This is a genomic window from Spirosoma pollinicola, assembly GCF_002831565.1.
Lineage (GTDB): Bacteria > Bacteroidota > Bacteroidia > Cytophagales > Spirosomataceae > Spirosoma > Spirosoma pollinicola.
Genome location: NZ_CP025096.1, coordinates 2,013,333 through 2,035,902 on the forward strand (window position 1 = coordinate 2,013,333; position 22,570 = coordinate 2,035,902).

Annotated in this window: 22 protein-coding genes; 11 read left to right on the forward strand and 11 right to left on the reverse strand. The window is 47.3% G+C overall.

The window, feature by feature from the left end; all coding sequences use genetic code 11:
- The first annotated feature begins 29 nt into the window (after positions 1 to 29).
- The gene (locus CWM47_RS08540) at positions 30 to 995 is read left to right on the forward strand and encodes a nitrilase family protein (protein WP_100987581.1); all 966 of its coding nucleotides are present in this window, start codon (positions 30 to 32) and stop codon (positions 993 to 995) included.
- 8 nt (positions 996 to 1,003) lie between these two features.
- Here the strand turns inward: CWM47_RS08540 and CWM47_RS08545 are convergent, their stop codons facing one another.
- From CWM47_RS08545 to CWM47_RS08555, 3 genes are all read right to left on the reverse strand, one after another.
- A complete protein-coding gene (locus CWM47_RS08545; protein ID WP_100987582.1) occupies positions 1,004 to 2,437 on the reverse strand; it encodes an ArnT family glycosyltransferase in 1,434 nt (477 codons plus the stop codon).
- A gap of 98 nt (positions 2,438 to 2,535) precedes the next feature.
- Positions 2,536 to 3,654, reverse strand: a complete 1,119-nt coding sequence (gene lpxB, locus CWM47_RS08550) for a lipid-A-disaccharide synthase (RefSeq protein WP_100987583.1) — start codon at positions 3,652 to 3,654, stop codon at positions 2,536 to 2,538.
- 52 nt (positions 3,655 to 3,706) lie between these two features.
- On the reverse strand, positions 3,707 to 4,123 hold the full coding sequence (locus CWM47_RS08555; protein WP_100987584.1) for a 6-pyruvoyl trahydropterin synthase family protein: 417 nt from the start codon (positions 4,121 to 4,123) through the stop codon (positions 3,707 to 3,709).
- Between the two features lie 269 nt (positions 4,124 to 4,392).
- On the opposite strand from CWM47_RS08555, the gene rfaD reads away from it, so the two are divergent.
- A complete protein-coding gene (gene rfaD, locus CWM47_RS08560; protein WP_100987585.1) occupies positions 4,393 to 5,358 on the forward strand; it encodes an ADP-glyceromanno-heptose 6-epimerase in 966 nt (321 codons plus the stop codon).
- A gap of 26 nt (positions 5,359 to 5,384) precedes the next feature.
- Here the strand turns inward: rfaD and CWM47_RS08565 are convergent, their stop codons facing one another.
- The 4 genes from CWM47_RS08565 to CWM47_RS08580 form a co-directional block, all read right to left on the reverse strand.
- Entirely contained in the window at positions 5,385 to 6,698 is a 1,314-nt protein-coding gene (locus tag CWM47_RS08565; RefSeq protein ID WP_100987586.1) for a sensor histidine kinase, read from the reverse strand.
- Positions 6,695 to 7,366, reverse strand: coding sequence for a response regulator transcription factor (locus tag CWM47_RS08570; protein ID WP_100987587.1), 672 nt, complete (start codon positions 7,364 to 7,366; stop codon positions 6,695 to 6,697). The genes CWM47_RS08565 and CWM47_RS08570 overlap by 4 nt, the downstream gene beginning before the upstream one ends.
- A gap of 88 nt (positions 7,367 to 7,454) precedes the next feature.
- Positions 7,455 to 8,270 (reverse strand): hypothetical protein, encoded by an 816-nt coding sequence (locus CWM47_RS08575; protein WP_100987588.1) that lies wholly within the window; start codon positions 8,268 to 8,270, stop codon positions 7,455 to 7,457.
- A gap of 97 nt (positions 8,271 to 8,367) precedes the next feature.
- On the reverse strand, positions 8,368 to 9,948 hold the full coding sequence (locus tag CWM47_RS08580) for a S8 family serine peptidase (protein WP_100987589.1): 1,581 nt from the start codon (positions 9,946 to 9,948) through the stop codon (positions 8,368 to 8,370).
- A 143-nt stretch (positions 9,949 to 10,091) separates the two neighbouring features.
- Between CWM47_RS08580 and CWM47_RS08585 the strand changes: the two genes are divergently transcribed.
- On the forward strand, positions 10,092 to 11,384 hold the full coding sequence (locus CWM47_RS08585; protein WP_100987590.1) for an aminopeptidase P family protein: 1,293 nt from the start codon (positions 10,092 to 10,094) through the stop codon (positions 11,382 to 11,384).
- Between the two features lie 80 nt (positions 11,385 to 11,464).
- Here the strand turns inward: CWM47_RS08585 and CWM47_RS08590 are convergent, their stop codons facing one another.
- Positions 11,465 to 12,076, reverse strand: coding sequence for a TetR/AcrR family transcriptional regulator (locus CWM47_RS08590; RefSeq protein ID WP_100993791.1), 612 nt, complete (start codon positions 12,074 to 12,076; stop codon positions 11,465 to 11,467).
- A 613-nt stretch (positions 12,077 to 12,689) separates the two neighbouring features.
- Between CWM47_RS08590 and CWM47_RS08595 the strand changes: the two genes are divergently transcribed.
- Together CWM47_RS08595 and CWM47_RS08600 are read left to right on the forward strand one after the other, a co-directional pair.
- A complete protein-coding gene (locus CWM47_RS08595) occupies positions 12,690 to 14,186 on the forward strand; it encodes a CotH kinase family protein (RefSeq protein ID WP_240625783.1) in 1,497 nt (498 codons plus the stop codon).
- A gap of 84 nt (positions 14,187 to 14,270) precedes the next feature.
- Entirely contained in the window at positions 14,271 to 15,143 is an 873-nt protein-coding gene (locus tag CWM47_RS08600) for a glycosyltransferase family protein (RefSeq protein WP_100987592.1), read from the forward strand.
- A gap of 87 nt (positions 15,144 to 15,230) precedes the next feature.
- Here CWM47_RS08600 and CWM47_RS08605 read toward each other — a convergent pair whose 3' ends face one another.
- Complete coding sequence (locus CWM47_RS08605) at positions 15,231 to 16,103, reverse strand: hydroxypyruvate isomerase family protein (protein ID WP_206170621.1); 873 nt, start codon at positions 16,101 to 16,103, stop codon at positions 15,231 to 15,233.
- Positions 16,104 to 16,192: 89 nt separating this feature from the next.
- A complete protein-coding gene (locus CWM47_RS08610) occupies positions 16,193 to 16,972 on the reverse strand; it encodes a 3-keto-disaccharide hydrolase (RefSeq protein ID WP_100987593.1) in 780 nt (259 codons plus the stop codon).
- 165 nt (positions 16,973 to 17,137) lie between these two features.
- Between CWM47_RS08610 and moeB the strand changes: the two genes are divergently transcribed.
- The 5 genes from moeB to CWM47_RS08635 all read left to right on the forward strand — a co-directional run bounded on the left by moeB (position 17,138) and on the right by CWM47_RS08635 (position 21,181).
- The gene (gene moeB / locus CWM47_RS08615; RefSeq protein ID WP_100987594.1) at positions 17,138 to 18,277 is read left to right on the forward strand and encodes a molybdopterin-synthase adenylyltransferase MoeB; all 1,140 of its coding nucleotides are present in this window, start codon (positions 17,138 to 17,140) and stop codon (positions 18,275 to 18,277) included.
- 26 nt (positions 18,278 to 18,303) lie between these two features.
- Positions 18,304 to 18,657, forward strand: a complete 354-nt coding sequence (panD, locus tag CWM47_RS08620) for an aspartate 1-decarboxylase (protein WP_100987595.1) — start codon at positions 18,304 to 18,306, stop codon at positions 18,655 to 18,657.
- A gap of 129 nt (positions 18,658 to 18,786) precedes the next feature.
- A complete protein-coding gene (locus CWM47_RS08625) occupies positions 18,787 to 19,839 on the forward strand; it encodes a lysylphosphatidylglycerol synthase transmembrane domain-containing protein (RefSeq protein WP_100987596.1) in 1,053 nt (350 codons plus the stop codon).
- A 14-nt stretch (positions 19,840 to 19,853) separates the two neighbouring features.
- Positions 19,854 to 20,333, forward strand: a complete 480-nt coding sequence (gene rfaE2, locus CWM47_RS08630) for a D-glycero-beta-D-manno-heptose 1-phosphate adenylyltransferase (RefSeq protein ID WP_100987597.1) — start codon at positions 19,854 to 19,856, stop codon at positions 20,331 to 20,333.
- 182 nt (positions 20,334 to 20,515) lie between these two features.
- A complete protein-coding gene (locus CWM47_RS08635; RefSeq protein WP_100987598.1) occupies positions 20,516 to 21,181 on the forward strand; it encodes a zinc metallopeptidase in 666 nt (221 codons plus the stop codon).
- Between the two features lie 176 nt (positions 21,182 to 21,357).
- Here the strand turns inward: CWM47_RS08635 and CWM47_RS08640 are convergent, their stop codons facing one another.
- Positions 21,358 to 21,756 carry a phage holin family protein gene (locus CWM47_RS08640; RefSeq protein ID WP_100987599.1) on the reverse strand — a complete coding sequence of 133 codons (399 nt, stop codon included), beginning with the start codon at positions 21,754 to 21,756 and terminating at the stop codon, positions 21,358 to 21,360.
- Positions 21,757 to 21,834: 78 nt separating this feature from the next.
- Between CWM47_RS08640 and CWM47_RS08645 the strand changes: the two genes are divergently transcribed.
- A complete protein-coding gene (locus CWM47_RS08645) occupies positions 21,835 to 22,563 on the forward strand; it encodes a class I SAM-dependent methyltransferase (RefSeq protein WP_100987600.1) in 729 nt (242 codons plus the stop codon).
- Positions 22,564 to 22,570: the final 7 nt, after the last annotated feature.

Here is a 22,570-nt window from a genome sequence, read left to right on the forward strand (position 1 = left end):
TGTCTTTTAGGTAACTCATTCTCCCTATTATGCAGAACCTCAAGATTGCTACCGCCCAATTTGAAAATGCCAGTGGCGATAAAGCTTATAACCTTCGTATCATTGACGCGCTCTCGGCAAAGGCAGCCCAACAAGGTGCTCAGGTTATTGCTTTTCATGAATGCTCAATTACAGGATATACGTTTGCCCGACATTTAACAAAAGAGCAACTGGTTGATATAGCCGAATACATTCCCGAAGGCAATAGCATTCAGGCTCTCATTCAAATTGCGCGGGCAAATGACATCGTTATACTAGCCGGTTTATTCGAGAAAGACCAGCAGGATCAGCTTTTCAAAGCCTACGTGTGTGTAGACAAGAATGGGCTTATAGCTAAATACCGCAAACTGCATCCCTTTATCAACCTACATCTACTGCCCGGCAATGAATATGTAGTTTTTGATTTATATGGCTGGACGTGTGGCATTTTAATCTGCTATGATAACAACATCGTTGAAAACGTCAGAGCAACTGCCTTGTTAGGTGCCGACATTATTTTTATGCCTCATGTAACGATGTTAACCCCGTCTACCCGGCCAGGAGCTGGTTTTGCAGATCCCGCTTTATGGTACAACCGCCAGAATGATCCAACATCACTACGTCTGGAATTTGATGGCATGAAAGGGCGGGCCTGGCTTATGAAATGGTTACCGGCCCGAGCGTATGATAATGGCATTTACGCCGTTTTCGCCAATCCCATCGGTATGGACGATGACCAGCTAAAAAATGGTTGTTCGATGATTATCGATCCCTTCGGCGACATACTTGCTGAATGTCGCGAGTTGGATAATGATATTGCCATAGCGACCTGTACACCCGAAAAGTTGCAGCAGGCAGGTGGATATCGCTATCGGAAGGCCAGACGTCCCGATTTATATAGAGACATAATTAGTCAGGAACACACACCCGAACAAAAAGTCATTTGGTTGCAGGACGATGATAACCAGATAATCTGATAGTTTAGTTACATGCGTTGACGTGCATAAACAGTATTCCAACTGTCTTGAAATACCCGACGATATACGCCTATCTGAGCCGGTGCGTTAACCGGAATATCGTAACTCGCATTCAGTCGGTGATCACTAATAATATAAGTGACGTTGGCTTGTTCAGCCCGTTTAAAAAACGTATTCAGCGGTATCGCGCCTTTTTCCCGTTCGAGCAAGTGGAAATAGGTCATCCCCAGAATTTTGTAATTGTCCATCTGCCCAAAGAAAAATTCGATAGGCGCAATTACAGGCGTATGCTTCTCTGGCATGTAGGAAGCCAACAGGGCGTTGTGGGCTTCGGTGTTTAGTGCCTCTCTATTCTCATTGATGACGTTCACAAATTGCACAACCGATACCAGGCAGTAAAGAACCAGTAAGACCTGTGCAGCTTTCCGTTGCCAGGCTGGCTGACGAGGCAGATAAGTCGTTAGCCAGAAAGCTATCAGAATAGCAAACCAAGGCATAATCAGCAGGAAATAAATGTCTGTAATGCTTTTGGTAAGTAGCCAGAAGGAGATGATCAGTAGCAGCGTATACAGAAAAACGGGCTGTGTCAAAGTAATATAGCGTCGGAAGGCAATGCCGCACAAGAGAACCAATACCGTTAGGGCAGTTTCATTCTGACCGTAGAAAAAGATTTGATGATAATCTGCAAGAACAGACAGTTTATCGCTCAAATGAAGATTTTGTTGCGTAGCTGGGTCGCCAAGAAACTGCTTCGCTAACACAGCCAGATTGCCATCCAGCCAGGCATCGAGCCCGTATAGACTTACAGTTAGCCCACCAGCAATGGAAAACAAAAAAGCAGGTCGCCAACCTATTCGTAAAACAAGCCAACCTGCTCCGGTAACTAAATAGATCAGGCCATTTAAATGAGTCAGGGCCGATAACCCAGCCAATATACCCGCCAGAATTGGTTTGGGTTTCGTGGAATCCTGTGTATCCAGCACCAGATAAGAAGCCAATCCCAACGCCATGCACATCGTTTCGGGCCGGTTAACGGATATGTATCGAATTAAGGTGCCACAGCCGAAATAGAGCAATACCGATAGCCATTGTTGCTCACGGGAAGCCTTTCGGCTGTACTGCCACACTAGATATCCGGCCAACAGGCCAAAAAATATACTTACTAATTTACTGCTCGCTACAGAAAAGCCTGTGAAATACATGGTTAGCGCACCAGCATAGACGAACAGCTTATGAAAGACGTATAAGCCAGTTTCCCACCCATTGTAGCCGCGAAATAATTCGGATCGAACCTGACCATCCCGTAAAAACCAGAAGGATTGTTCAGCAAACCAGGCTTCATCAAAGTATTCGGCCCTGGAGATAAATGTAATGAATAAAAATACTATCAGTAAGAAAAGACTACTAGAATAAGTACGTGAAGAGAAAAGCACAAACGGCATAGACAGGCTAAAATTTCAGCCAAACCTACTACCGAAAGAGAAATTCACTAGTCTATATTCTCATATTTACATACTAATTCTATCCAATGGATTTGGGTCTATCGGTGCATTTTCAGGTCCTCTACCATCAACCGACCGGCCCGTTCGGAAGCGCCGGGGCCACCCATTTTTTTCTGTACCTCAACGTAGCCATCCAGCTGAACAGTACGTCCCGTTTCGCCCGGAAGTATACGGCGGAGTTCGGTAGTAATTTGGTTCGGCGTAAGATCGTTTTGAATCAACTCCTTCACGATTTCGCGGTTAACAATCAGGTTAACAAGCGAAATAAACGGCACGGCAATCAGGTGTTTGGCTATAGCATAGCTGATACCGGTTGTTTTGTAACATACCACTTGCGGGATGTTAAGCAGAGCCGTTTCGAGGGTAGCAGTGCCGGAGGTAACGAGTGCGGCCGTTGCTATGTGCAGGAGATCATACGCGGCATCTTCTACCCGAATCACGGCAGGGTAATTGGCCAGCAAATTATCATACAGATCCTTCGGCAAATTACTTACCGTACCAACTACAAACTGGTAGGCCGGGAACTGCGCAACAACCTGAAGCATTGCGGGGAGGATAGAGGTAATTTCCTGATGGCGACTACCAGGCAGCAGAGCGACCACAGGTCGCGCATCTATGCCCATTTTTTCACAAAAAGCAGGATCAGGCCGAAATTCGGAAAGAGCATCGAGAAGCGGGTTCCCTACATACTCAACTTTATAATCGTAACGAGAGAAGAACTCCGTCTCGAATGGTAAAATCGTAAATAAATTATCGACGTTCGCCTTGATTTTTAATGCCCGTCGTTGATTCCAGGCCCACACTTTCGGTGATATGTAATAGAACACCCGAATGCCGTGTTTTTTGGCAAAGCGGGCCATCCGCAGGTTAAATCCCGCATAGTCGATCAGAATAAGCACATCAGGACGATGGGCCAATAGATCGGCCTGGCATTCGCGCATGATTCGGCGAATGGTACCCAGGTTCTTTACTACTTCCAGAAAGCCCATAAAGGCCATTTCGCGGTAATGCCGCACCAACACCGCTCCGGCGGCCTCCATTTGCTCCCCACCATAGGCCCGACAATTAGCTGCCGGATCATATTGACGAATAGCCCGAACGAGATTGGCACCGTGCAGATCGCCGGAGCGTTCACCCGCAATGAGGTAGTAGGTCATGAATATATAGGTAGAGACGCAAGGGATTGCGTCTCATATGCGTCAGCAAATATCATTCGCCAAAGTAGTCCACGAAGTTTTTCGGGGTTTCAATGAGTCGAAGTTGATGCAGGTGTGCGTCTGTAACGGGTTCGAGCGCACGTTCGAGAATTTTCCAGATTTCCATAACGAAGATTTCGCAACTGGCCATTTTGCCCTGCATAAAATCTACATCGAGATTCAGATTTTTGTGATCCACCTTTTCGATCACTTCCCGTTTAACGATATCGCCCAGCAACTTGAGGTCAATCACAAATCCCGTATCAGGATCGGGTTGGCCCTTCACTGTCACGATCAATTCAAAATTGTGCCCGTGCCAGTTTACGTTTGCACAAGGGCCAAATACCTCTTTATTACGCTCTTCTGACCAGGCCGGATTATAGAGCCGGTGAGCTGCGTTGAAATGTTCAACTCTGTTAATATATACCATTACTCTGGTTTAGATGGGGCGGTTGCCAGAAACGCCGATTTGACAATTAAAACGCAAAGGTACGAACACTTCAGACGCTATAAAAGCCTTATTCATTCGTAAACACAGACAGACATTAAGCTAGTACCATATAAAATAAATCCAATTTAATCAGGAAATACGCTATTCATTTGTGTATCTAAAAACCCGTATCTTTACAGCCGTTTTGCCCTGCTACACGTCACTACTTAACTAGTTATCACCACAAACACGTTTACGACCACCTCTTTATGATCATTGTTACGGGAGCCGCCGGTTTTATTGGGAGCTGTTTAATCAGCAAGCTGAATCAGGAAAATTTCAATTTCATCATCGCCGTTGATGATTTTTCGTATCCTGAGAAAGAAGCCAATCTGGTCGGTAAACGTATTCAGGAGCGTGTAGATCGGGAAGTGTTTTTTGACTGGCTTGACCAGAATTATCACGAGGTCGAGTTTATTTTTCACATTGGTGCCCGCACAGATACAACCGAGTTTGATCGGCAGATTTTCGAACACCTGAATGTTGAGTATTCCAAGCAAATCTGGAACCGCTGTATCGAGTATCAAATCCCGCTCGTATATGCCTCATCGGCAGCGACCTACGGCCTGGGCGAGTTGGGGTATGATGATAATGAATCGCTGATTCCGCAGTTAAAACCCCTCAACCCCTATGGCGACTCGAAAAACGAATTCGACATTTGGGCGCTGGAACAGGAACGTAAGCCGTTCTTCTGGGCAGGTCTGAAATTCTTCAACGTCTACGGCCCCAATGAATACCACAAAGGACGAATGGCCTCGGTCATTTTCCATACGTTCAAGCAGATCAAAGAATCAGGCAAAATGAAGCTGTTCCGGTCGCATAACCCCGATTTTGCCGATGGCGAGCAGATGCGTGATTTTGTGTATGTGAAAGACTTAGTGGAAGTTTGTTCGTTTTTAATGCACCATCGGCGCAACTCCGGCATTTATAATCTCGGTAGTGGTAAAGCCCGCACGTTCCTCGATTTAGCCAAAAATACGTTCTACGCCCTCGACATAGAACCTGTTATTAGTTTCGTAGATACCCCCGTCGATATTCGAGATAAATATCAGTATTTTACACAAGCCAACATGGCCAAGCTTCGCTCTATAGGCTACGACCGCCCATTCGCATCGCTGGAAGAGGGTATCTCGGATTACGTAAAAAACTACCTGAGCAAAGGTGAGTATTTGTAAATACTTTTTTTGACGACAGAAAACAGTTAATTGATTGTACCCGGCAATATCAATTCGCTGGTGAATGTAAAGTCCTGCCAGTCGAGATGTAATTCTCCCCCTAACAACATGGTTAAACGGTGGCTAATCCACAGGCCTAATCCATGCCCTTCTTTGAGTGGGTCGGCCCGAAAATAGGGTTGTAGTAGATCGAGCGTAGAGCCACTCTTCCGAATCGTCTGATTTTGCACCTTAATGATCCAGCCAGTAGAATAGGTAGCCTGAACGAGAACGTTGGTCCCTCCTGCTGCGTACTTAATTGCATTTTCGATCAAATTCAGTACGATGTGTTCCAGTTTAACAGCATCCGTCAATACACTTTCCTGGCTCGAATCGTCTGGCTCAAACTGCACATTTACTTCGTAGTCAGTAGACAAACTTGTTAGTTGAGTTAAGCAACGACTGACTAAAGCAGGCACACTGACGTCGCTAAGCTTGAGCGCCTGTTTGGTATCTTCGGGGCGGCTCAATGTCAGAAACTCGTCCAGCAAACGCGCTAACCGGCTTACTTCATCCAGTTGACTGGCCAAAAACGGCTTTACCGTTCTATCAAGCTGTTCATTGCCAATGGTCACCTCCAGACCCGTTTTCATGATCGTCAGGGGTGTTCGGAGTTCATGGGCAGCCGCGCCAAAGAAATTGCGCTGCAAGTCTACATTTTCCCGAATTCGCTCCAGCATACGGTTCAGGGTATCGGTTAGCTGGTACAGTTCATCACGGGATTTTGGCAGTGTAATCTGGCTACTGGTGGTGGCATTGCTTATCGCATTAGCCTGATCAACAATTGACTGAATCGGACGCAGCAGCCAACCGGCAACAATGTAGCCAGCCCCAAAAGCGAGCCCAAGGCTTAGCAGCCAACCTAGGCTGAACACCCATCGTAGCTGATTTATATCCTGCCGCAGGCTCATGTCAGGCACAGCCAGTGTTAGCGTAATGAGCCCATCGGGTGCCTGCTCAGTGCTTGTTTGAGCCGTTATGGCCCGATACGAATGCGGACGCGAGCCTTTAGCCCGACCGGAACGCGATATATCTGAAAAACCAGGACTGTGGAAGAGTTCACGTTGTCGGCCGTAGGCATGATACACCACCTGCATTCGTTCGCGTTCGGTGGGCAAGGGCAAGATAACCGGGTCCACACTCACCAATGACAACAACCAGCTGGCCCGTGTTTGGGTAGCCCGGTCAAAAGCAACCTGCAAGCTTTTTTCAGCGTGATTGAGCATCAACCAACCCGCCAGCAGGCTTACCCCGGCAAAAACCGCCGTAACGGCCAGCACAATGCGACTGCGCAGGCTCATGGCGTTTTGAGCCGATAACCCCGGCTAATTAGCGTTTCAATCAGGCCAGTGGTACCAATGGCGTCAAGTTTTTTCCGCAGTTGGTAAATATGGACCTCAATAACATTGCTGCCCATATCGAAATCGACCGACCAGACCTTCTCGGCAATTTCATTTTTAGTCACCAATTGCCCGGCCTTACGCATCAGCAATTCGAGCAGGGCAAATTCACGGTTAGTCAGTTCGAGCGTCGTTTTACTTTTGGAAACCTCATGCTTAATGAGCCGCATTTCCAGATCGGCTACCCGTAAAACAACATCATCGCCTGTGGTAGTTCGGCGTTGTAGCACGCGAATACGAGCCAGTAATTCATTAAAATCGAACGGCTTTCGCAAGTAATCGACTGCGCCTAAATCCAGTCCCTGCACCACCTTATCCGGATCACTCAGCGCCGACAGAATCATAACCGGAACGGTTAGCCCGAACGAACGCAGGTTTTGCAAGACTTCAAAGCCCGTTTGTCCGGGCAGCATCAGATCGAGAAGCACCAGGTCATATAGTCCACCGGCAATATGATTGAGCCCCTCAGAACCTGAGTGGGTTAGATCGGCGACATGGCCGTGTTGCTCCAGCCCCTGTTTAATAAACCGGGCCAGTTTACGCTCGTCTTCGATAATCAGGATTTTCAATTGGCGAAAGAGTGAATGAGCGAAAGAGCGAAAAGTTGTTAGGCATGCTATTTTCCCGTACCCACTCTTTTGCTATTTCGCTCTTTAATTAGCGTACCAAATATTGTTGTCCGTTAATGGTTAATACCGACGCTCGGAGAACGTTCACTTTCTCAAGGTGCACCTGCCCATCTCTGAGGGTCTTAGGATAGCCCTGCACGGTTATTGTGCTTCCTTTTTTGGCCAAATCCGTAAGTTGATACGCTACATGGGGCGGAATGCTCACGATAGTTTTGTCATCCAGCACCAACCCGCTAACACGCCCTCCCCGATCGAGTCGATAATCGGCAATCTTGCCGGTAGCGGTCGTTAACGCGGGTGCATCGGGTACTGTTGTGGGACGAACGGGGGGCGCATCGAGAACCGTCACTTTCCCTGCGGTCAGGCTGTTCATCCGGAAACGAGTTTCGCCGGTTGGTGCTGTTTCAGAAAAGCCGGTAACGCTTACGGTGCTGCCAGCCTTGATAGCTTTCTGAACCTGCGTACCCAAGTGAGGGGGAAATTTAACGGTAGTTGTCGGGCCTGAGCCAGCGTTGAGCGTGAAGCCATCAAGAATGAAGTCGTCATTGCCGACAAACTGCCCGACTGTACCCGAAACGGTTGTTAATGAGGTGAGTCCGCCAGCCGGATGCCTCCTGCCTGGCTCCTGTTCATCACCTCTATCATCGCGCCCGAATCCAGGACCGGGTTTACCATGCCGACGACCTGGTCCGCCGGGATGTGGAGCATCGCCATCAGGCCCTTTCATCGCTAATGCCGGCTCATTTGGTGGAACGGGCCCTGCCGGGTTCTGAGCATGAGCTAAGGGCGAAGATAAAGTCGAAATAATAAGGGCGAGGGCAATTAATTTTGCGTTAGTTTCCATTAGTCAATTGTTGTTTACTGTTGATTACGGAAGCAAAACTATAACTGCCACATAAGGCCCATCTGAACTGGAAATTAATTTTTCTTCATCTCAGGATTTACTCCCAGATCACTTCAATAACTTCCTTTTTCATATCCACTGTCGTCTGTTTTTCGTCGCTTGCCCGACGTAAAATCAATTTGCCGTTACTGACTTTCACGGCTTCCTGCTGCAACACATGCGTAGCGTCTTTTTTATGGAATACAGAAACCGCCACCTCACTGGTAGAAATAGGCAGGGTCATCGTTTTGCCGGTGGCCTGCACAACACGCGGCACAGCGGGCAATTCCTGATTGCGAAGTAATGCCAGCGCCCGCGATGCCTGAGGGACGCCGTACCCAACGTAATTATTTCCGTACGGATACAAATGCGCTGACTTTTCAATAATAGCCATCACTTCTTTGTTTGTCAGTTTTGGATTTGCCTGCATAATACAGGCGGCAAATCCGGTAATTACCGGAGCCGATAAGGACGTTCCGTATAGCGAAAAACAAGACACATTCGGCTTTAAATACGCCAGATTCTCAGGGCCGATACTGCTGTAACCGATGCGGTTCCAAAGTCGGGCGTTTGTAGCGCCAATAGCCAGCACACCCTGCGCATCGGCGGGCGTGCTGATAATGCGCCACGAGCGATCTTCACCCTCGTTACCGGCCGATACAATAATCAAAATCCCTTTTTTATCGGCGGCTATCTGCGCGGCTTTGCTGATAAGACTTGTATGGCCATCCATCTGGCCCGGTTCGTAATTGTCTTTAGGGTTGCTCATGCCCTTCGCATAGCCCAGCGAAGTGTTTATGAGCCGAACACCGAGGCTGTCCATCCACTCCATCGCAGCCACCCAATTATCTTCCTCACCCCGGTATTCCCGATTTCCCTGATCTGTGCGGGCCAGGTAAAATGTTGCATCGGTGGCTAGTCCGAACTGGATGTTTTCGGTCGGGTCGCTGCCTGCAATGGCCGCCAGCACCTCCGTACCGTGAAAATCGGCGCTGGATTCGAGTGTTCGAAGGAGGTCATTATTGGTTTTCTTCTCGTTCACATAATCGCGCACACGCTTAACGCCCCCGCGGGCAAATACATGCTTAAGCGCATTGGCCGAATCGGCACCAAAGAAACCAGCATCAATAACACCAATGTTCACGAATCGACCGGTCAGTCCCGCCCTTACAAAGTCGGGAGCCTGAATCTGCGACATGACCGGAGCCAGTTGAGGGTTTGCCGGTAAGTCGATCGAGGTGATTACAATTGCCGGATCAATGGCCTGAATTCCCTTCACAAAAGGCATCTTCACGACCTGTGCATATTGCCGGGGTGTTAGCCGGGCCGACACCGCATTGAGCCAGCGTGACTGGCAAATAGGCTGAACCCCTGCTTGTTTAAGCCGATTTAGATAGGCTGTCGATACAGGCTGATCCGTATCATCCAGTGGTAAATTCTGCGTCCTGCGCTGAGCAATAGCCGTTGGCGATAAAGCGGCAGGCGATACACGGTCTCTATCAGTTAGTAGAACCCAATATTTAAGGTCTCTGGCTGGCGGGGCAGGCACAACCTGGGTTTGTGCGGGCTGTGCCAATACAGGCAGGACCTGCACAAAAAGCGTCAGCAGGCAAAATACTACAGATAGTCGACGTGTCATGGTTAGTTTAGGAAGACAGATAAGCTGGCAATAACGTTAAATACAAACCGGATAGAGTCTAAACACAAAAACGCGCAGAAACTCTTATTGCTTTTGAGTTTCTTTGCAAACTTAAACACAAATGCGCCCTCAACAGCCACGATATGCGTTATCTACCAATTGATAGCCAACTTTTTGTTCAAAATCGCCAGCGACTAGTTAGTCTGCTGAAGCCTAAATCGTTGGTGGTGGTGAATGCCAACGACATTATGCCCACCAATGCGGATGGCACAATGACATTTCGCCAAAATAATGACCTTTTCTACCTGACAGGAGTTGATCAGGAAGAAACCCGTCTGGTTCTTTTTCCTGAACATCCAGATCCGAAATTCCGTGAGGTTCTGTTCCTGCGTGAAACGAGCGAACTTATTGAAATTTGGGAGGGCCATAAACTTACCAAAGCCGAAGCCGAGCAAGTAACGGGCCTATCTCAGAAACAAGTGTACTGGATGCATCAGTTCGATCAGGTTTTTGGGCAGATGATTTTTGAAGCCGAGCACATTTATCTGAACACCAATGAACACACGCGGGCCGGTGTTGAAGTCCAGAGTCGCGATGCCCGCTATATAGACGAATTCCGCAGTAAATATCCTTTGCACCAGTTAGAACGGCTTGCACCCTTAATGCACTACCTGCGAGCCATTAAACAACCACAGGAAATACCACTAATCCAGACCGCCATCGACATTACCGACAAGATGTTCCGTCGGCTATTGGGCTTCATTAAACCCGGCGTGTGGGAATACGAAATAGAAGCCGAGATGATGCACGAATTCCTGAGAAGTCGTTCGCGGGGAGCGGCTTACTCGCCCATTATCGCTTCGGGAGCCAACGCTTGTGTACTTCATTACATCGACAACAGCCAGCAATGCCAGGACGGCGACGTAATTTTACTCGACATTGGTGCCGAATATGCGAACTACAATGCTGATATGACTCGCTCGGTACCGGTAAATGGCCGCTTCACAAACCGCCAGCGGGCTGTGTATGATGCCGTTCTCCGTGTCATGAAAGAAGCAACTCAAATGCTTCGTCCCGGCAACCTGTGGGACGAGTACCACCGCGAAGTGGGCAAGGTCATGGAATCCGAATTGATTGGCCTGGGCTTACTTGACCGCACAGACGTTGCGAATCAGGACCCTGACGCACCTTTATACAAGAAATACTTCATGCACGGCACGTCTCACTTTCTGGGTCTTGATGTACACGATGTAGGTAATAAGTACCGACGGATGGAACCGGGTATGGTATTTACCGTTGAACCGGGCATCTACATTCGGGAGGAAAAATTAGGCATACGTTTAGAGAACAATGTGCTGATCACTGAATCAGGTAACATTGATCTGATGGCCAACATTCCACTTGAGGCTGAAGAAATCGAAGACCTGATGAATTGATGTACGAGTTACGATGTACGAATTACGATTTGGCAGCCACATGGCTTGTACATCGTAACTCATACATCGTAATTAGTAAATTACTTTGTTTTGGCCTGCTCGCGCTCAAGCGCAATATTCAGACTGGAATAGATTCGGCGGATAGCCGTTTCCAGACGCTCCCAACCCGAATCGGATGTGAGGTCGATATCGCCAATGTGGTCGCGCTGTGTGCTGGTGAGCACGATGTTCGTTACAGCGGCTACCATCAGACTGGTGATTGCCAGAGGATCGAAATCTGAATAAGGCGCTAGTTTAGCGACCATATTTTTATATGATTGATCCCGGAAATCGGCTAGCCGACGGGCCAGTTCTGTTTCGCCATTGGACATTTCCCAACGAATCAGTTCCTGTGAGGACTTACGCGTTCTAAACTCACGCATAAACTGAATCGTGTATTCAGACCACGCTTTACTACGTGCTTCGGGCGGCACATTGTCCGGCACTGAGTCCAAAAATTTCTCATTGAACATGGATAGAAAGAAACCACGATGCACGTAGGCTTCCAGCAAACCATTCCAGCCCCCGAAGTAACGGTAAATGAGAACTTTGTTGACACCAGCGCGGTCAGCAACGGCATTAATGCCTGCTTTTTCGGTGCCTCGTTCGGCCATTACTTCTCCCATGGCACGTAAAATACGTTCCATGGTCATCTGGCGGTTTCTACGCTTGACGACTTTCATAGATTGGTCGTTGTTTTTGTTAAGAGGAGGAATCAATCAGTTTCTTTCCGTTTAGAAAAGAAAACCTTATTAAAAGGCTCACAAATTTACTGTAAGCGCAAATATGGGTATTAGAGCCGATGTTTTCAAGCTACAAAGTAGAAAATCAAAAAAAACTAAAACTCCAGTTTACTTATTAGGTAACACTATTCTGGGTATACTATATTTTTGTATGTCAACTTTACTCATTATATACTTAAATGCTTATCAGGACTTTAATCCTATAAATAAATACATAATTACTTAAGACTAATTGAGTACAAATACTCAGTAAAAATTATTTAATTTTTAAATAAGTTATTATAGGTCAGCAAATTAAAAAACTTTAAAATATAACTTAATGAAAATCAACTCGTTTCGTCCAATAAAATAGCCGTATTTTTATAGATAAAATTTATGGACAATGCGTATCATTTGGCTTGTTTTATTTCTCAATATCAGTTTATTCAACAGTACCGGTTTAGGCCAAATACTGAGCACATCAAATTTACCAATTATCATTATCAATACAAATGGGCAGTCCATACCTGACGAACCTAAACTCGTGGCTGAACTTCGTATCATTGATAACGGTGCGGGTAAACGCAACGATGTAGTAGACAAACCTGCTTTCATCAGTAAAATTGGCATTGAAATGCGGGGGGCAACATCCCAACAGTTATTCCCCAAAAAGCCTTATGGTTTTGAACTTCGGGATAGTTCTGGTATAAATTCCATTAATGCCTCGCTGCTTGGCATGCCCTCCGAATCAGATTGGGTCTTAAACGCAACCTACAACGACAAAACGCTTATTCGGGAAACGCTGACCTATGACTTAAATCGACAGATAAGCCCTTTTTTTACGCCCCGGTATCGCTACTGCGAGGTGATTTTAAACGGCAGTTACAATGGCGTCTACATTCTTTTCGAGAAGATCAAACGGGGCAAAAACCGGGTCAATGTTAGTAGCATCAAACCAACTGATATATCGGGCGATGCACTGACAGGGGGCTATATTTTTAAACTAGACAAAACAGAAGGGTCGCCTTCACGGTCGTGGAACTCGCCTTACAGAAGCTCAAATGGACAACTGATTCCCATTCAGATTGACCGACCAAAGCCCGAAGATCTTGCCGAAACCCAATTCCAGTATGCGAAACAATTCGTTACCGATTTTGAGAATTCGTTGAAAGGCGCTCAATATCAGGATTCCACCACAGGTTACCGCAAATACATCAACGACGATTCGTTTGTCGATTATCTACTGTTAACTGAGGTATGTAAGAATGTTGACGGTTATCGGTTAAGCAGTTATTTTTATAAAGATCGTGATAGCAAAGGAGGGAAGTTAATTATGGGTCCCATTTGGGATTATAACCTCACCTATGGCAATGCCAATTACTGTAACGGCAACCCGTATCAGGGATGGGTCTACAGTTTCAATAGCATCTGCCCAACCGATACGTATCAAATGCCCTTTTGGTGGGACCGGTTGCTTAGTGACCGTCGCTTTGCCAACAATGTGCGTATCAAATATCAGGCACTTCGCAAGAATGTTCTCAAAACGGAGCGAATTCAGGCTTATATAGATTCGGTGGCAACCGAACTTACCGAAGCCCGAACCCGTAATTTCCAGCGTTGGCCCATTATTGGCACCTATGTCTGGCCAAATGGCTATGTGGGACAAACCTATCAGCAGGAAGTTGACTACCTGAAATCCTGGGTTAAAAATCGGCTGGAATGGATAGACAACGCGATTATACCCTTTGGCTCAGAAGTACTGGCGACAGAACCTACTGATGACTATAAACTCACGATCAGCCCAAATCCATCGACCAGCGATGTTACTCTGTTTTATAAACTCCAGCAACGTACTGATTTACAACTAACAATTACAGACGACAGCGGGCGAACCGTTCATAATACATCTTGGCTTGGTCAGCCAGCGGGCGAGCACAGACAAGTATTATCTGCCGGGTCACTGCCCTCTACACCCGGAGTTTATTTCCTGCACTTGAATGCGAACGGACAACCTGTCAGCCAAAAAATGCTTCGCAATTAAGTAAACATCCCCGGCCAGGATTAAGACGGCGAATTGTGAAACGGTCTTATCTTTGGCCTTTGTCGTCCATTCATCCTGTATCTTATGAAAGTAGCCGGATTCAGTTTTATCCGAAATGCCATCCAGTTCGATTACCCAATTATTGAGGCCATTACCTCTGTCCTGCCCCTGTGCGACGAATTTGTCATTGCCGTTGGCGATTCAGACGATGACACAATTGGATTGATTGAGGCAATGTCGTCGGATAAAATTCGAATCATTCGAACGACATGGGATGAAAACGCGAAAGCCGGTGGTCGCGTGCTGGCAAAGGAAACAGATAAAGCGCTGGCCGCCATTTCGCCGGATGTGGACTGGGCTTTTTATATTCAGGGCGACGAGGTACTACATGAGAAATATATCCCGGTGGTTCGGGAGGCCATGCAGCGGTACGTGACGGATAAACATGTAGACGGACTACTCTTCAATTACCTACATTTTTACGGCTCATACAACTACGTAGGCGACTCCCGGCGGTGGTATAGGCGGGAAGTTCGGGTAATTCGCAATACGGGCAACATTGTGTCCTATAAGGATGCTCAGGGCTTCCGAACCCGCGACAACAAGAAACTAAGGGTAAAATTAATTGACGCCTACATTTACCATTATGGGTGGGTAAAGCCCCCCGAAACCCAGAAAAAACGGCTTCGTAATGCTAATCACTTCTGGAATACAGGCGAAAATATAGCCAAAGCCGATGCCGGCGTTGATGCATTCGACTATGGCCACATTGATTCACTGGCACATTTCACAGACACACATCCAGCCGTAATGCAGGCCCGCGTAAATCGGCTGAACTGGCCATTCACATTCGATACCAGTCAGAAACGCTACACCCCCAGAGTTCGATTTCTGACGTTTATGGAAAACCTGACAGGCTGGCGAATTGGGGAGTATAAGAATTATATTTTGAAGTAATAGGAGTGAGAAGCGAGTAATAGTAGGCTCAACGACAACAACGCATCTGCACTTCTACTACTCGCTATTCGCTCCTAATACTACCGTCTACACATCACACAACATCACCGCTTCTTTCAAACTGGTGAGCGGATCACGTTTAGGGATGAATTCCTGAGCCACAAAGCCTTTGAAACCAGTATCCACGATGGCCTTCATAATAGCTGGATAGTATAGTTCCTGCGATTCGTCGATCTCGTTACGACCGGGATTGCCACCGGTATGATAATGACCAATGTATTTATTATGCTCCCGTATGGTGCGGATAATGTCGCCTTCCATAATCTGCATATGGTAAATATCATACAGCAGCTTGAAGTTTTCGGACCCGACGCGTTTGCATAATTCGACGCCCCAGGCCGTATGATCGCACATGTAATCTTTGTGATCGACTTTGCTGTTCAGCAATTCCATGATCATGGTGACACCATGCTTTTCGGCACTTGGCATCAGACGTTTCAGCGCTACGGCACAGTTGTCAAGCCCCTCTTCGTTGCTCATGCCCCGCCGATTTCCCGAAAAGCAAATAACGGTCGTTAAGCCCGCAGCTTTCAGTTTTGGAAAAATCGCTTCGTAACTGGCAACCAGCTCGTCATGAAATTTTGGATTGTTGAAGCCGTCATTGATACCCTTGCCTGCACCTTGTGGCAAAGCGACCGTTAAGCCGTGTTTTTGCACGATTGGCCATTCGTCTGGATTGAGTAGTTCAATCGACTTGATGCCAATTTCTTTAGCAGCTTTACAGAAATCCTCGAGCGGAATTTTGCTGTAACACCACTTACAAACGGAGTGATTGATGTGCCCTTTCAGCAAAGGGGCTGTTTGTTCGGATTGTGCCATAGAACTTGCAAATGAGTCAGACAGCAAGGGTAGCGTCAATGCGGTACCAGTAAGCGTTTTGAGAGCCGATCGGCGTATCATAATGAGTGAATGAAAGAATGAGTGAGTAAATGAGTGATTAGTTGGCGCAGCAGTTTTCACTCTTTCGCTCTTTCACTCTTTCACGTTAGTTACAGTTCGCGTATCCGAATATTGCGGTACCATACCTTATTGCCATGATCCTGCAAGGCAATATGGCCGGTAGCATATTTACCAAAGCCTTCCCACCCTTTAAATTTACTCTCCGATACCATTTTATCCCACTCGGGGCCACTGGTTGGATATTCGGCGGTTTTTTTGCCGTTCAGGTACTGCTCCGCTTTGCCATTGTTGATGACCAAACGAGCCTTGTTCCATTCACCTGCCGGTTTAGCTGCTCCGAGTGTAACGGGCTTTTGTAGATCATAGAGCGAACCCGCCGTACGGTTACCATCCCGCCCCTGTTTAGCATCCGGGTGACGCTCGTTATCAAGCACCTGCATTTCAGGACCCGTTTGATAAGTAGCCTTAAACTGGGGGTCCTCGTGAACGTGGAAAATAATACCACTATTTCCACCCTCGGCAATTTTCCACTCGATTTCCAGCTCAAAGTTGCCGTACTCTTTGTTTGTCACTAAATCACCAACACCACCCGCCGTAAGGTGAATAGCCCCATCATCAACAGTCCATTTCTCGGTCACAGGCTGTCCTTCTTTCAGGTAAACATGCCAACCCGACAGGGTTTTACCATCGAACAGCGTTTCCCATTTGCCTTTCTTCAACAGATGAGTTGGTTGAGCAACAGATGGATTGTGGGGATTGATGCCCGCATCGACAGATGGAGCGTTAAGTGTCAGAGTGAGAGCCAGCAGACCAAGCGTTAGCGGTGGCCGAAATGTAATACCATTTGCTGGAAAACGCAGATAGTTCATAGTTGAGAATCGTTAGGATTTTGTCGGGGCAATAGTACTAAAAAAATGCACACCCATAACGTTTACTAAATATTTACCCTTGGGCTTATCTACATGCAATTTTAGATAGTCTAAATCTGTTGGATTAATGCAACACTAATTTGGGTTGCCTATTATTGCAACATTATGGAAGCGACAACATTGGTACCTGCCGAAAAACAACGTTATCAGAAGCATTTAAACTTACCGGAAATTGGCACAAAGGGCCAGTTAAGGCTCAAAAATGCCCGTGTTCTGGTAGTGGGCGCGGGTGGTCTGGGTTGCCCGGTACTGCTATACTTAACAGCGGCCGGGGTAGGTACAATTGGTGTCATTGATCCTGATGTTGTTGACCTTAGCAATCTGCAACGGCAAGTTCTTTACACGACCGATGAGGTTGGTAAACCTAAAGTGAAGGCCGCGATAAACCATTTAAACCGACTTAATCCAGACATCACGTTCGATACATTCACAACGGCTCTGGACATCACGAACGCCCGCGCCATTATTGACGCGTATGATATTGTAGTGGACTGCACCGATAATTTCAAGGTACGCTACTTAGTGAATGACGTATGCGTTGCGCAGGGTAAACCCTTCGTGTATGGGGCCATTCATCGATTTGAGGGTCAGGTGGCAGTACTAAATGCCGACCTCGGCGATGGGAAACGGGGCCCTACTTACCGGTGCCTTTTCCCGGAGTACCCAAACGACATTGAAATTCCCAATTGTAATGATACAGGTGTATTGGGCGTATTGCCTGGCGTTATTGGCACCTACCAGGCCAACGAAGTCATAAAACTTATTACAGACATTGGTCAGTCGCTTGGTGAACACCTGCTTATGGTCGATCTGCTGAACATGAGTCAGCAAAAGATTAAAACAAAGCGCCGGGCCGACGCGGAGAAGATTGCCCGCGAAGGCTTGATTTCGGCGGGCTCCAGACCTAATCCTGCTGCTTTAGGTCCGCAAAAAATATCCGTTCAGGAATTAGCAGATCGGCTGGCATTGGGCGAAGACCTCTTCCTGCTCGATGTGCGCGAACGTCCCGAGTTCGAACTTTGCCATCTGGAAGGAGCCGTTCTGATTCCGGTGGGCATGATTCCCAACAACCGGAAACGTATTCCGACCGACAAGCCAGTTATTGTTTATTGCCATCACGGTATCCGGTCGGCCAACGTAGCTCAATACCTCTACGCACAGGGTGGCCTGACAAATCTTTTCAATTTGGATGGGGGAATTAACGCCTGGGCGCGGGATATTGAACCCGAGATGGCTATTTATTAGTTATTGATTGATATTACTCAATTATCATGTTTGTTACCGTATTAAAATCAAAATTGCACCGAGTTAAAGTCACGCAGGCTGAACTAAACTATGTTGGCAGCATCACCATTGATGAAGACCTGATGGACGCGGCCAACTTACTCGAAAACGAACAGGTTCATATTGTTAACAATAACAACGGCGAACGGCTCATTACTTATGTTATTAAAGGCGAGCGCGGTTCCGGAATTATCTGCCTGAATGGGGCAGCCGCCCGCCGGGCACAGGTTGGCGATATTGTCATTATCATAGCATACGCCATGATGACCGCAGAAGAAGCTAGGATGCACAAGCCAACCGTAGTTTTCCCAAATGAGAATAACCAATTAGTGAACGGATAGCCCTTTTACTAACCATTTACCCCAGTTTCAGCGAAACTCCGTTACTTTGTAGCGGAGTTTTCTGTTTCGCGGTCGAATAGCCGCATTCGTAACCATCTCTGCTCGGCTTGCCAGCCGTGCCACTTCTATATGAATCTCAAAAACATTATCAAGTACATTGTCTCGCTGGCCATTGCCGGGGGGCTACTCTTGTTTACATTCCAGCAAAGTCACCTCGACGCAGCAGATTTGTGGCAAAAAATAAAGGGCGCCGATTATCGATGGGTGTTACTATCGGCGGTATTTACCATTGTAGCACACTGGAGCCGGGCAGAACGCTGGCGTATTCTATTGGAACCGGTCGTACCGCAACGCACAAATTCGCTCGATACAACAGCCAGTGTATTAACAGGTTATCTAGCCAATTTAGCCCTGCCCCGTGCGGGCGAAGTAGCCCGTTGTGGTACGCTTTACCGGCTGTCGGGCGTGCCGATTAATGTTAGTTTCGGTACAGTTGTAGCCGAACGCTTGTTCGATCTACTGATGCTGATCCTTTTACTAGGTACTACGTTTATTCTGGAATTTGACCGATTGAGCCAATTCTTCATGGAATTTATTGGCGGCAAGCTCCCCAAAGGCTCTAGTGGTTCCGGGGTATTGCTGCTGGCAGTTGCCGTTGTATTGGGTCTGGCATTGCTGGGATGGTTTTTGTTTAGTCGGTACCGGGAGGCACTGGGTCGTCATCCGCTCTACCAAAAAGTTAGTGCCTTTGCAAAAGGACTACTGGAAGGCTTGTTAAGTGTTCGAAAAATTCGTCGGCCGGGGGCATTTGTATTTTATACGCTGCTGATCTGGGCGATGTATTACCTCATGTCGTTCTCGTTATTCTTTGCCATGCCCGCAACAGCAAACTTAGGCCCACTGGCGGGTCTGACGATTTTGGTGGTTGGTTCCTTAGGTATGGCAGCTCCAACACCGGGCGGCATTGGTTCTTTCCACCTCTTGGTAGGCCAAGTAGCACTGCTGTATGGCCTTACCAGCCAGGATGGGCAAGTACTGGCTACCTTCATTCATGGTGTGTCGACAATAATGATTATTATTCTGGGCATTATTTCGCTGTTGGTGGTCCTGTTCCGAAGCAATAAAACAACCATGGCTATGGACGTGCTGGACGACCCCAAAGCAATCAAACTTGAGCGGTAATCCAGCTTATTTTTATGACCGAATCTAAAATTTTAACGAGGGAGAAGGCAATTCAACAAGCCGAAAAATGGCGAGCCGAAGGCCAGCAAATCGTTTTTACCAACGGCTGCTTCGACATCGTTCATCTCGGCCACATCGATTACCTCGAAAAAGCCCGCAGCCTGGGCAACCGCCTGATTCTGGGCCTGAATACCGACGAGTCTGTTAGCTGTATAAAAGGCCCATTACGCCCTGTCGTGAATGAATACGCTCGCGCCCGGCTCATGGCTGCCCTCGAATTTGTCGATGCGGTTACGCTCTTTGGCGAGCCAACACCTCTCGAACTAATTGAGGCAGTAAAACCCGATGTACTCGTGAAAGGCGATGATTATACAGTTGCCACAATTGTTGGGGCCGACTTTGTTTTAGGCCGGGGTGGCCGTGTCGAAACGGTTGCGCTTGTGCCGGGCTATTCGACTACAAAACTCATCGACCGCATAAAGGCGAGTTACTAGGCAACTTTTCTATCTATTCACTCGGGAGCGGTTTAGCTTGTCAAAAGGCTCCCCAGCTTGATAAATGGTGAAGCCATTGGGATACTTTTTCGTCCCAATAGTTGTTTTACCTATAACGAGCCAATACATTGGCCGTTTAATTGAAACCACAAACCTAACGAACAAAGATGATCTGGTTAATAATGATTCTTATCTTCGGTGCCAGTGCATTCGTGAGCTGGCGGTTACGAAGCAAGTTTAATGAATACTCACAAATTGGCTTGAGCAACGGCCTGAGCGGTGCCGAAGTGGCCCAGAGAATGCTGAATGAAAACGGCATTTACGACGTTCGCGTTGTTTCTGTCGAAGGTATGCTCACCGATAATTACAACCCACAGGAAAAAACCGTTAACCTCAGCGCCGACGTGTATTATGGCCGTAGTGTTGCTTCAGCAGCCGTAGCTGCCCACGAGTGCGGTCACGCTGTGCAGCATCAGAAAGCCTATGCACCGCTCAAACTTCGGTCGGCAATGGTGCCGGTGTTGACGTTTTCATCACGGTATATGCAGTGGATATTGCTGGGGGGTATTCTGCTACTTCGGACAACCCCGCTTCCGCTGGCAGTGGGCGTTGGTCTGTTTGCGCTAACAACCTTTTTTAGCTTTATAACACTACCTGTTGAGTTCGACGCCAGCCGTCGGGCACTGGCCTGGATTCAAACGCGCGGTATTGTGAATGAACGCGAATATGGCTTTGCCAAAGATGCACTCTGGTGGGCCGCCATGACTTACGTCGTAGCCGCGCTGGGTTCACTGGCAACCTTACTTTACTACGCGAGCATTTTAATGGGTGGCCGACGAAGCAACTAATTTATTCGAAAGCCAATTTAAAGTTAATAGGTTGATCTGAAAGGTTTTTTAACCACAGAGGCACAAAGAGCACAGAGGTTCAATAGGGTAGAAATTATCCCGTTAGATCTCTGTGCTCTTTGTGCCTCTGTGGTTAAAAAACCTTTGTCGAATGCCAATAAACTATTTTATTGGCATTATCCCATTCGTAAATCCGTCAATACGCTAACCACATAGCCGGAGTTTACCATTTCCTGCGTTGGGGCGGAGCGGTCAATAAGCGTTCCGGCAACGGCTACTGCCAGCGCAATAACAAGCGCAGGCCAGAATCCAACAATCGTGAAACTGTCCAGAAAGCTATCAATTAGCTTCAGCAAAACAGCTGTGACGATGATTCGAACGATGCCGGTCAACAAGAAAAACGTAACTAAATTAAGCGGAAACCGAATAAGCCAGCCAATAACGAAGTTGAGTAAGCCCAACAAAACAGCAATCAGAATAGCTGTTCCAAAGTTTTTAACATCAACTTGTGGCATCAGATACGCCAGACCGAAAATGACAGCGGCATCGAGTAATAAATGTAGGATTAGATTCATAATCAGGTTGTAATTTGTTTTTTAAACAACTGTTTTGCGTCAGGATGGTTTGATACTCTATACACGAACACGTTTGCCATGCACCGTATCCCGATTTTACTTTTCACGCTGCTCTTCTCCTGTTGCCGGGGAGCCTCACAGCAACAGCCCGCGACTGTTCAAACCGATTCGGTACCAGCTTACCGTCTTGATAGAGCCAGCCGCGACGGTATCGGCAAGTTTTATCAGGGCCGCGAAATTGCCCAGGTCATGGGCCACCTTGGCGCATCGTGGCTCGAACGTCCGGGGCGGGAGCAGGAAGAGCGCACCGACTTATTACTGAAAGCACTCGCGCTTAAGCCAACCTACGTGGTCGCTGATATTGGCGCCGGAACAGGCTACTTTACCTTCCTGATGGCTCCGAAAGTATCAAAAGGCAAAGTTCTGGCGGTTGATATTCAGCCCGAGATGATCGATTACTTAAACGAAGGAAAAGCCAACCGAAAAATAATTAACGTAGAGCCTGTACTCGGTACAGAGTCTGACCCGAAATTAACGGCTAATAGTATTGATCTGGCCATTCTGATCGACGCCTATCACGAGTTTTCGTATCCACGCGAAATGATGTCCCACATCGCATCGGCCTTAAAACCGGGCGGGCGCATCGTACTAGTCGAATACCGCGCCGAAGACCCTAATGTTCAGATTAAAGAACTTCACAAATTGAGCGTACCGCAGGCAACCAAAGAGATGAAGGCGATAGGCTTGAAACTATTAAAAAACGACGACCGGCTACCTCAACAGCACATTATGTTTTTTGGAAAGTAATCCCATG

What these genes read in the sequence shown, in the direction of transcription:
- CWM47_RS08605 (WP_206170621.1), bottom strand. Translation starts at nt 16,103, where the DNA reads ATGATACGCCGATCGGCTCTCAAAACGCTTACTGGTACCGCATTGACG.
- CWM47_RS08635 (WP_100987598.1), top strand. Translation starts at nt 20,516, where the DNA reads ATGATTCTTATCTTCGGTGCCAGTGCATTCGTGAGCTGGCGGTTACGA.
- CWM47_RS08590 (WP_100993791.1), bottom strand. Translation starts at nt 12,076, where the DNA reads ATGACCATGGAACGTATTTTACGTGCCATGGGAGAAGTAATGGCCGAA.
- panD (WP_100987595.1), top strand. Translation starts at nt 18,304, where the DNA reads ATGTTTGTTACCGTATTAAAATCAAAATTGCACCGAGTTAAAGTCACG.
- rfaE2 (WP_100987597.1), top strand. Translation starts at nt 19,854, where the DNA reads ATGACCGAATCTAAAATTTTAACGAGGGAGAAGGCAATTCAACAAGCC.
- CWM47_RS08555 (WP_100987584.1), bottom strand. Translation starts at nt 4,123, where the DNA reads ATGGTATATATTAACAGAGTTGAACATTTCAACGCAGCTCACCGGCTC.
- CWM47_RS08545 (WP_100987582.1), bottom strand. Translation starts at nt 2,437, where the DNA reads ATGCCGTTTGTGCTTTTCTCTTCACGTACTTATTCTAGTAGTCTTTTC.
- rfaD (WP_100987585.1), top strand. Translation starts at nt 4,393, where the DNA reads ATGATCATTGTTACGGGAGCCGCCGGTTTTATTGGGAGCTGTTTAATC.
- CWM47_RS08625 (WP_100987596.1), top strand. Translation starts at nt 18,787, where the DNA reads ATGAATCTCAAAAACATTATCAAGTACATTGTCTCGCTGGCCATTGCC.
- CWM47_RS08540 (WP_100987581.1), top strand. Translation starts at nt 30, where the DNA reads ATGCAGAACCTCAAGATTGCTACCGCCCAATTTGAAAATGCCAGTGGC.
- CWM47_RS08600 (WP_100987592.1), top strand. Translation starts at nt 14,271, where the DNA reads ATGAAAGTAGCCGGATTCAGTTTTATCCGAAATGCCATCCAGTTCGAT.
- CWM47_RS08565 (WP_100987586.1), bottom strand. Translation starts at nt 6,698, where the DNA reads ATGAGCCTGCGCAGTCGCATTGTGCTGGCCGTTACGGCGGTTTTTGCC.
- CWM47_RS08585 (WP_100987590.1), top strand. Translation starts at nt 10,092, where the DNA reads ATGCGTTATCTACCAATTGATAGCCAACTTTTTGTTCAAAATCGCCAG.
- lpxB (WP_100987583.1), bottom strand. Translation starts at nt 3,654, where the DNA reads ATGACCTACTACCTCATTGCGGGTGAACGCTCCGGCGATCTGCACGGT.
- CWM47_RS08610 (WP_100987593.1), bottom strand. Translation starts at nt 16,972, where the DNA reads ATGAACTATCTGCGTTTTCCAGCAAATGGTATTACATTTCGGCCACCG.
- CWM47_RS08580 (WP_100987589.1), bottom strand. Translation starts at nt 9,948, where the DNA reads ATGACACGTCGACTATCTGTAGTATTTTGCCTGCTGACGCTTTTTGTG.
- CWM47_RS08640 (WP_100987599.1), bottom strand. Translation starts at nt 21,756, where the DNA reads ATGAATCTAATCCTACATTTATTACTCGATGCCGCTGTCATTTTCGGT.
- moeB (WP_100987594.1), top strand. Translation starts at nt 17,138, where the DNA reads ATGGAAGCGACAACATTGGTACCTGCCGAAAAACAACGTTATCAGAAG.
- CWM47_RS08645 (WP_100987600.1), top strand. Translation starts at nt 21,835, where the DNA reads ATGCACCGTATCCCGATTTTACTTTTCACGCTGCTCTTCTCCTGTTGC.
- CWM47_RS08575 (WP_100987588.1), bottom strand. Translation starts at nt 8,270, where the DNA reads ATGGAAACTAACGCAAAATTAATTGCCCTCGCCCTTATTATTTCGACT.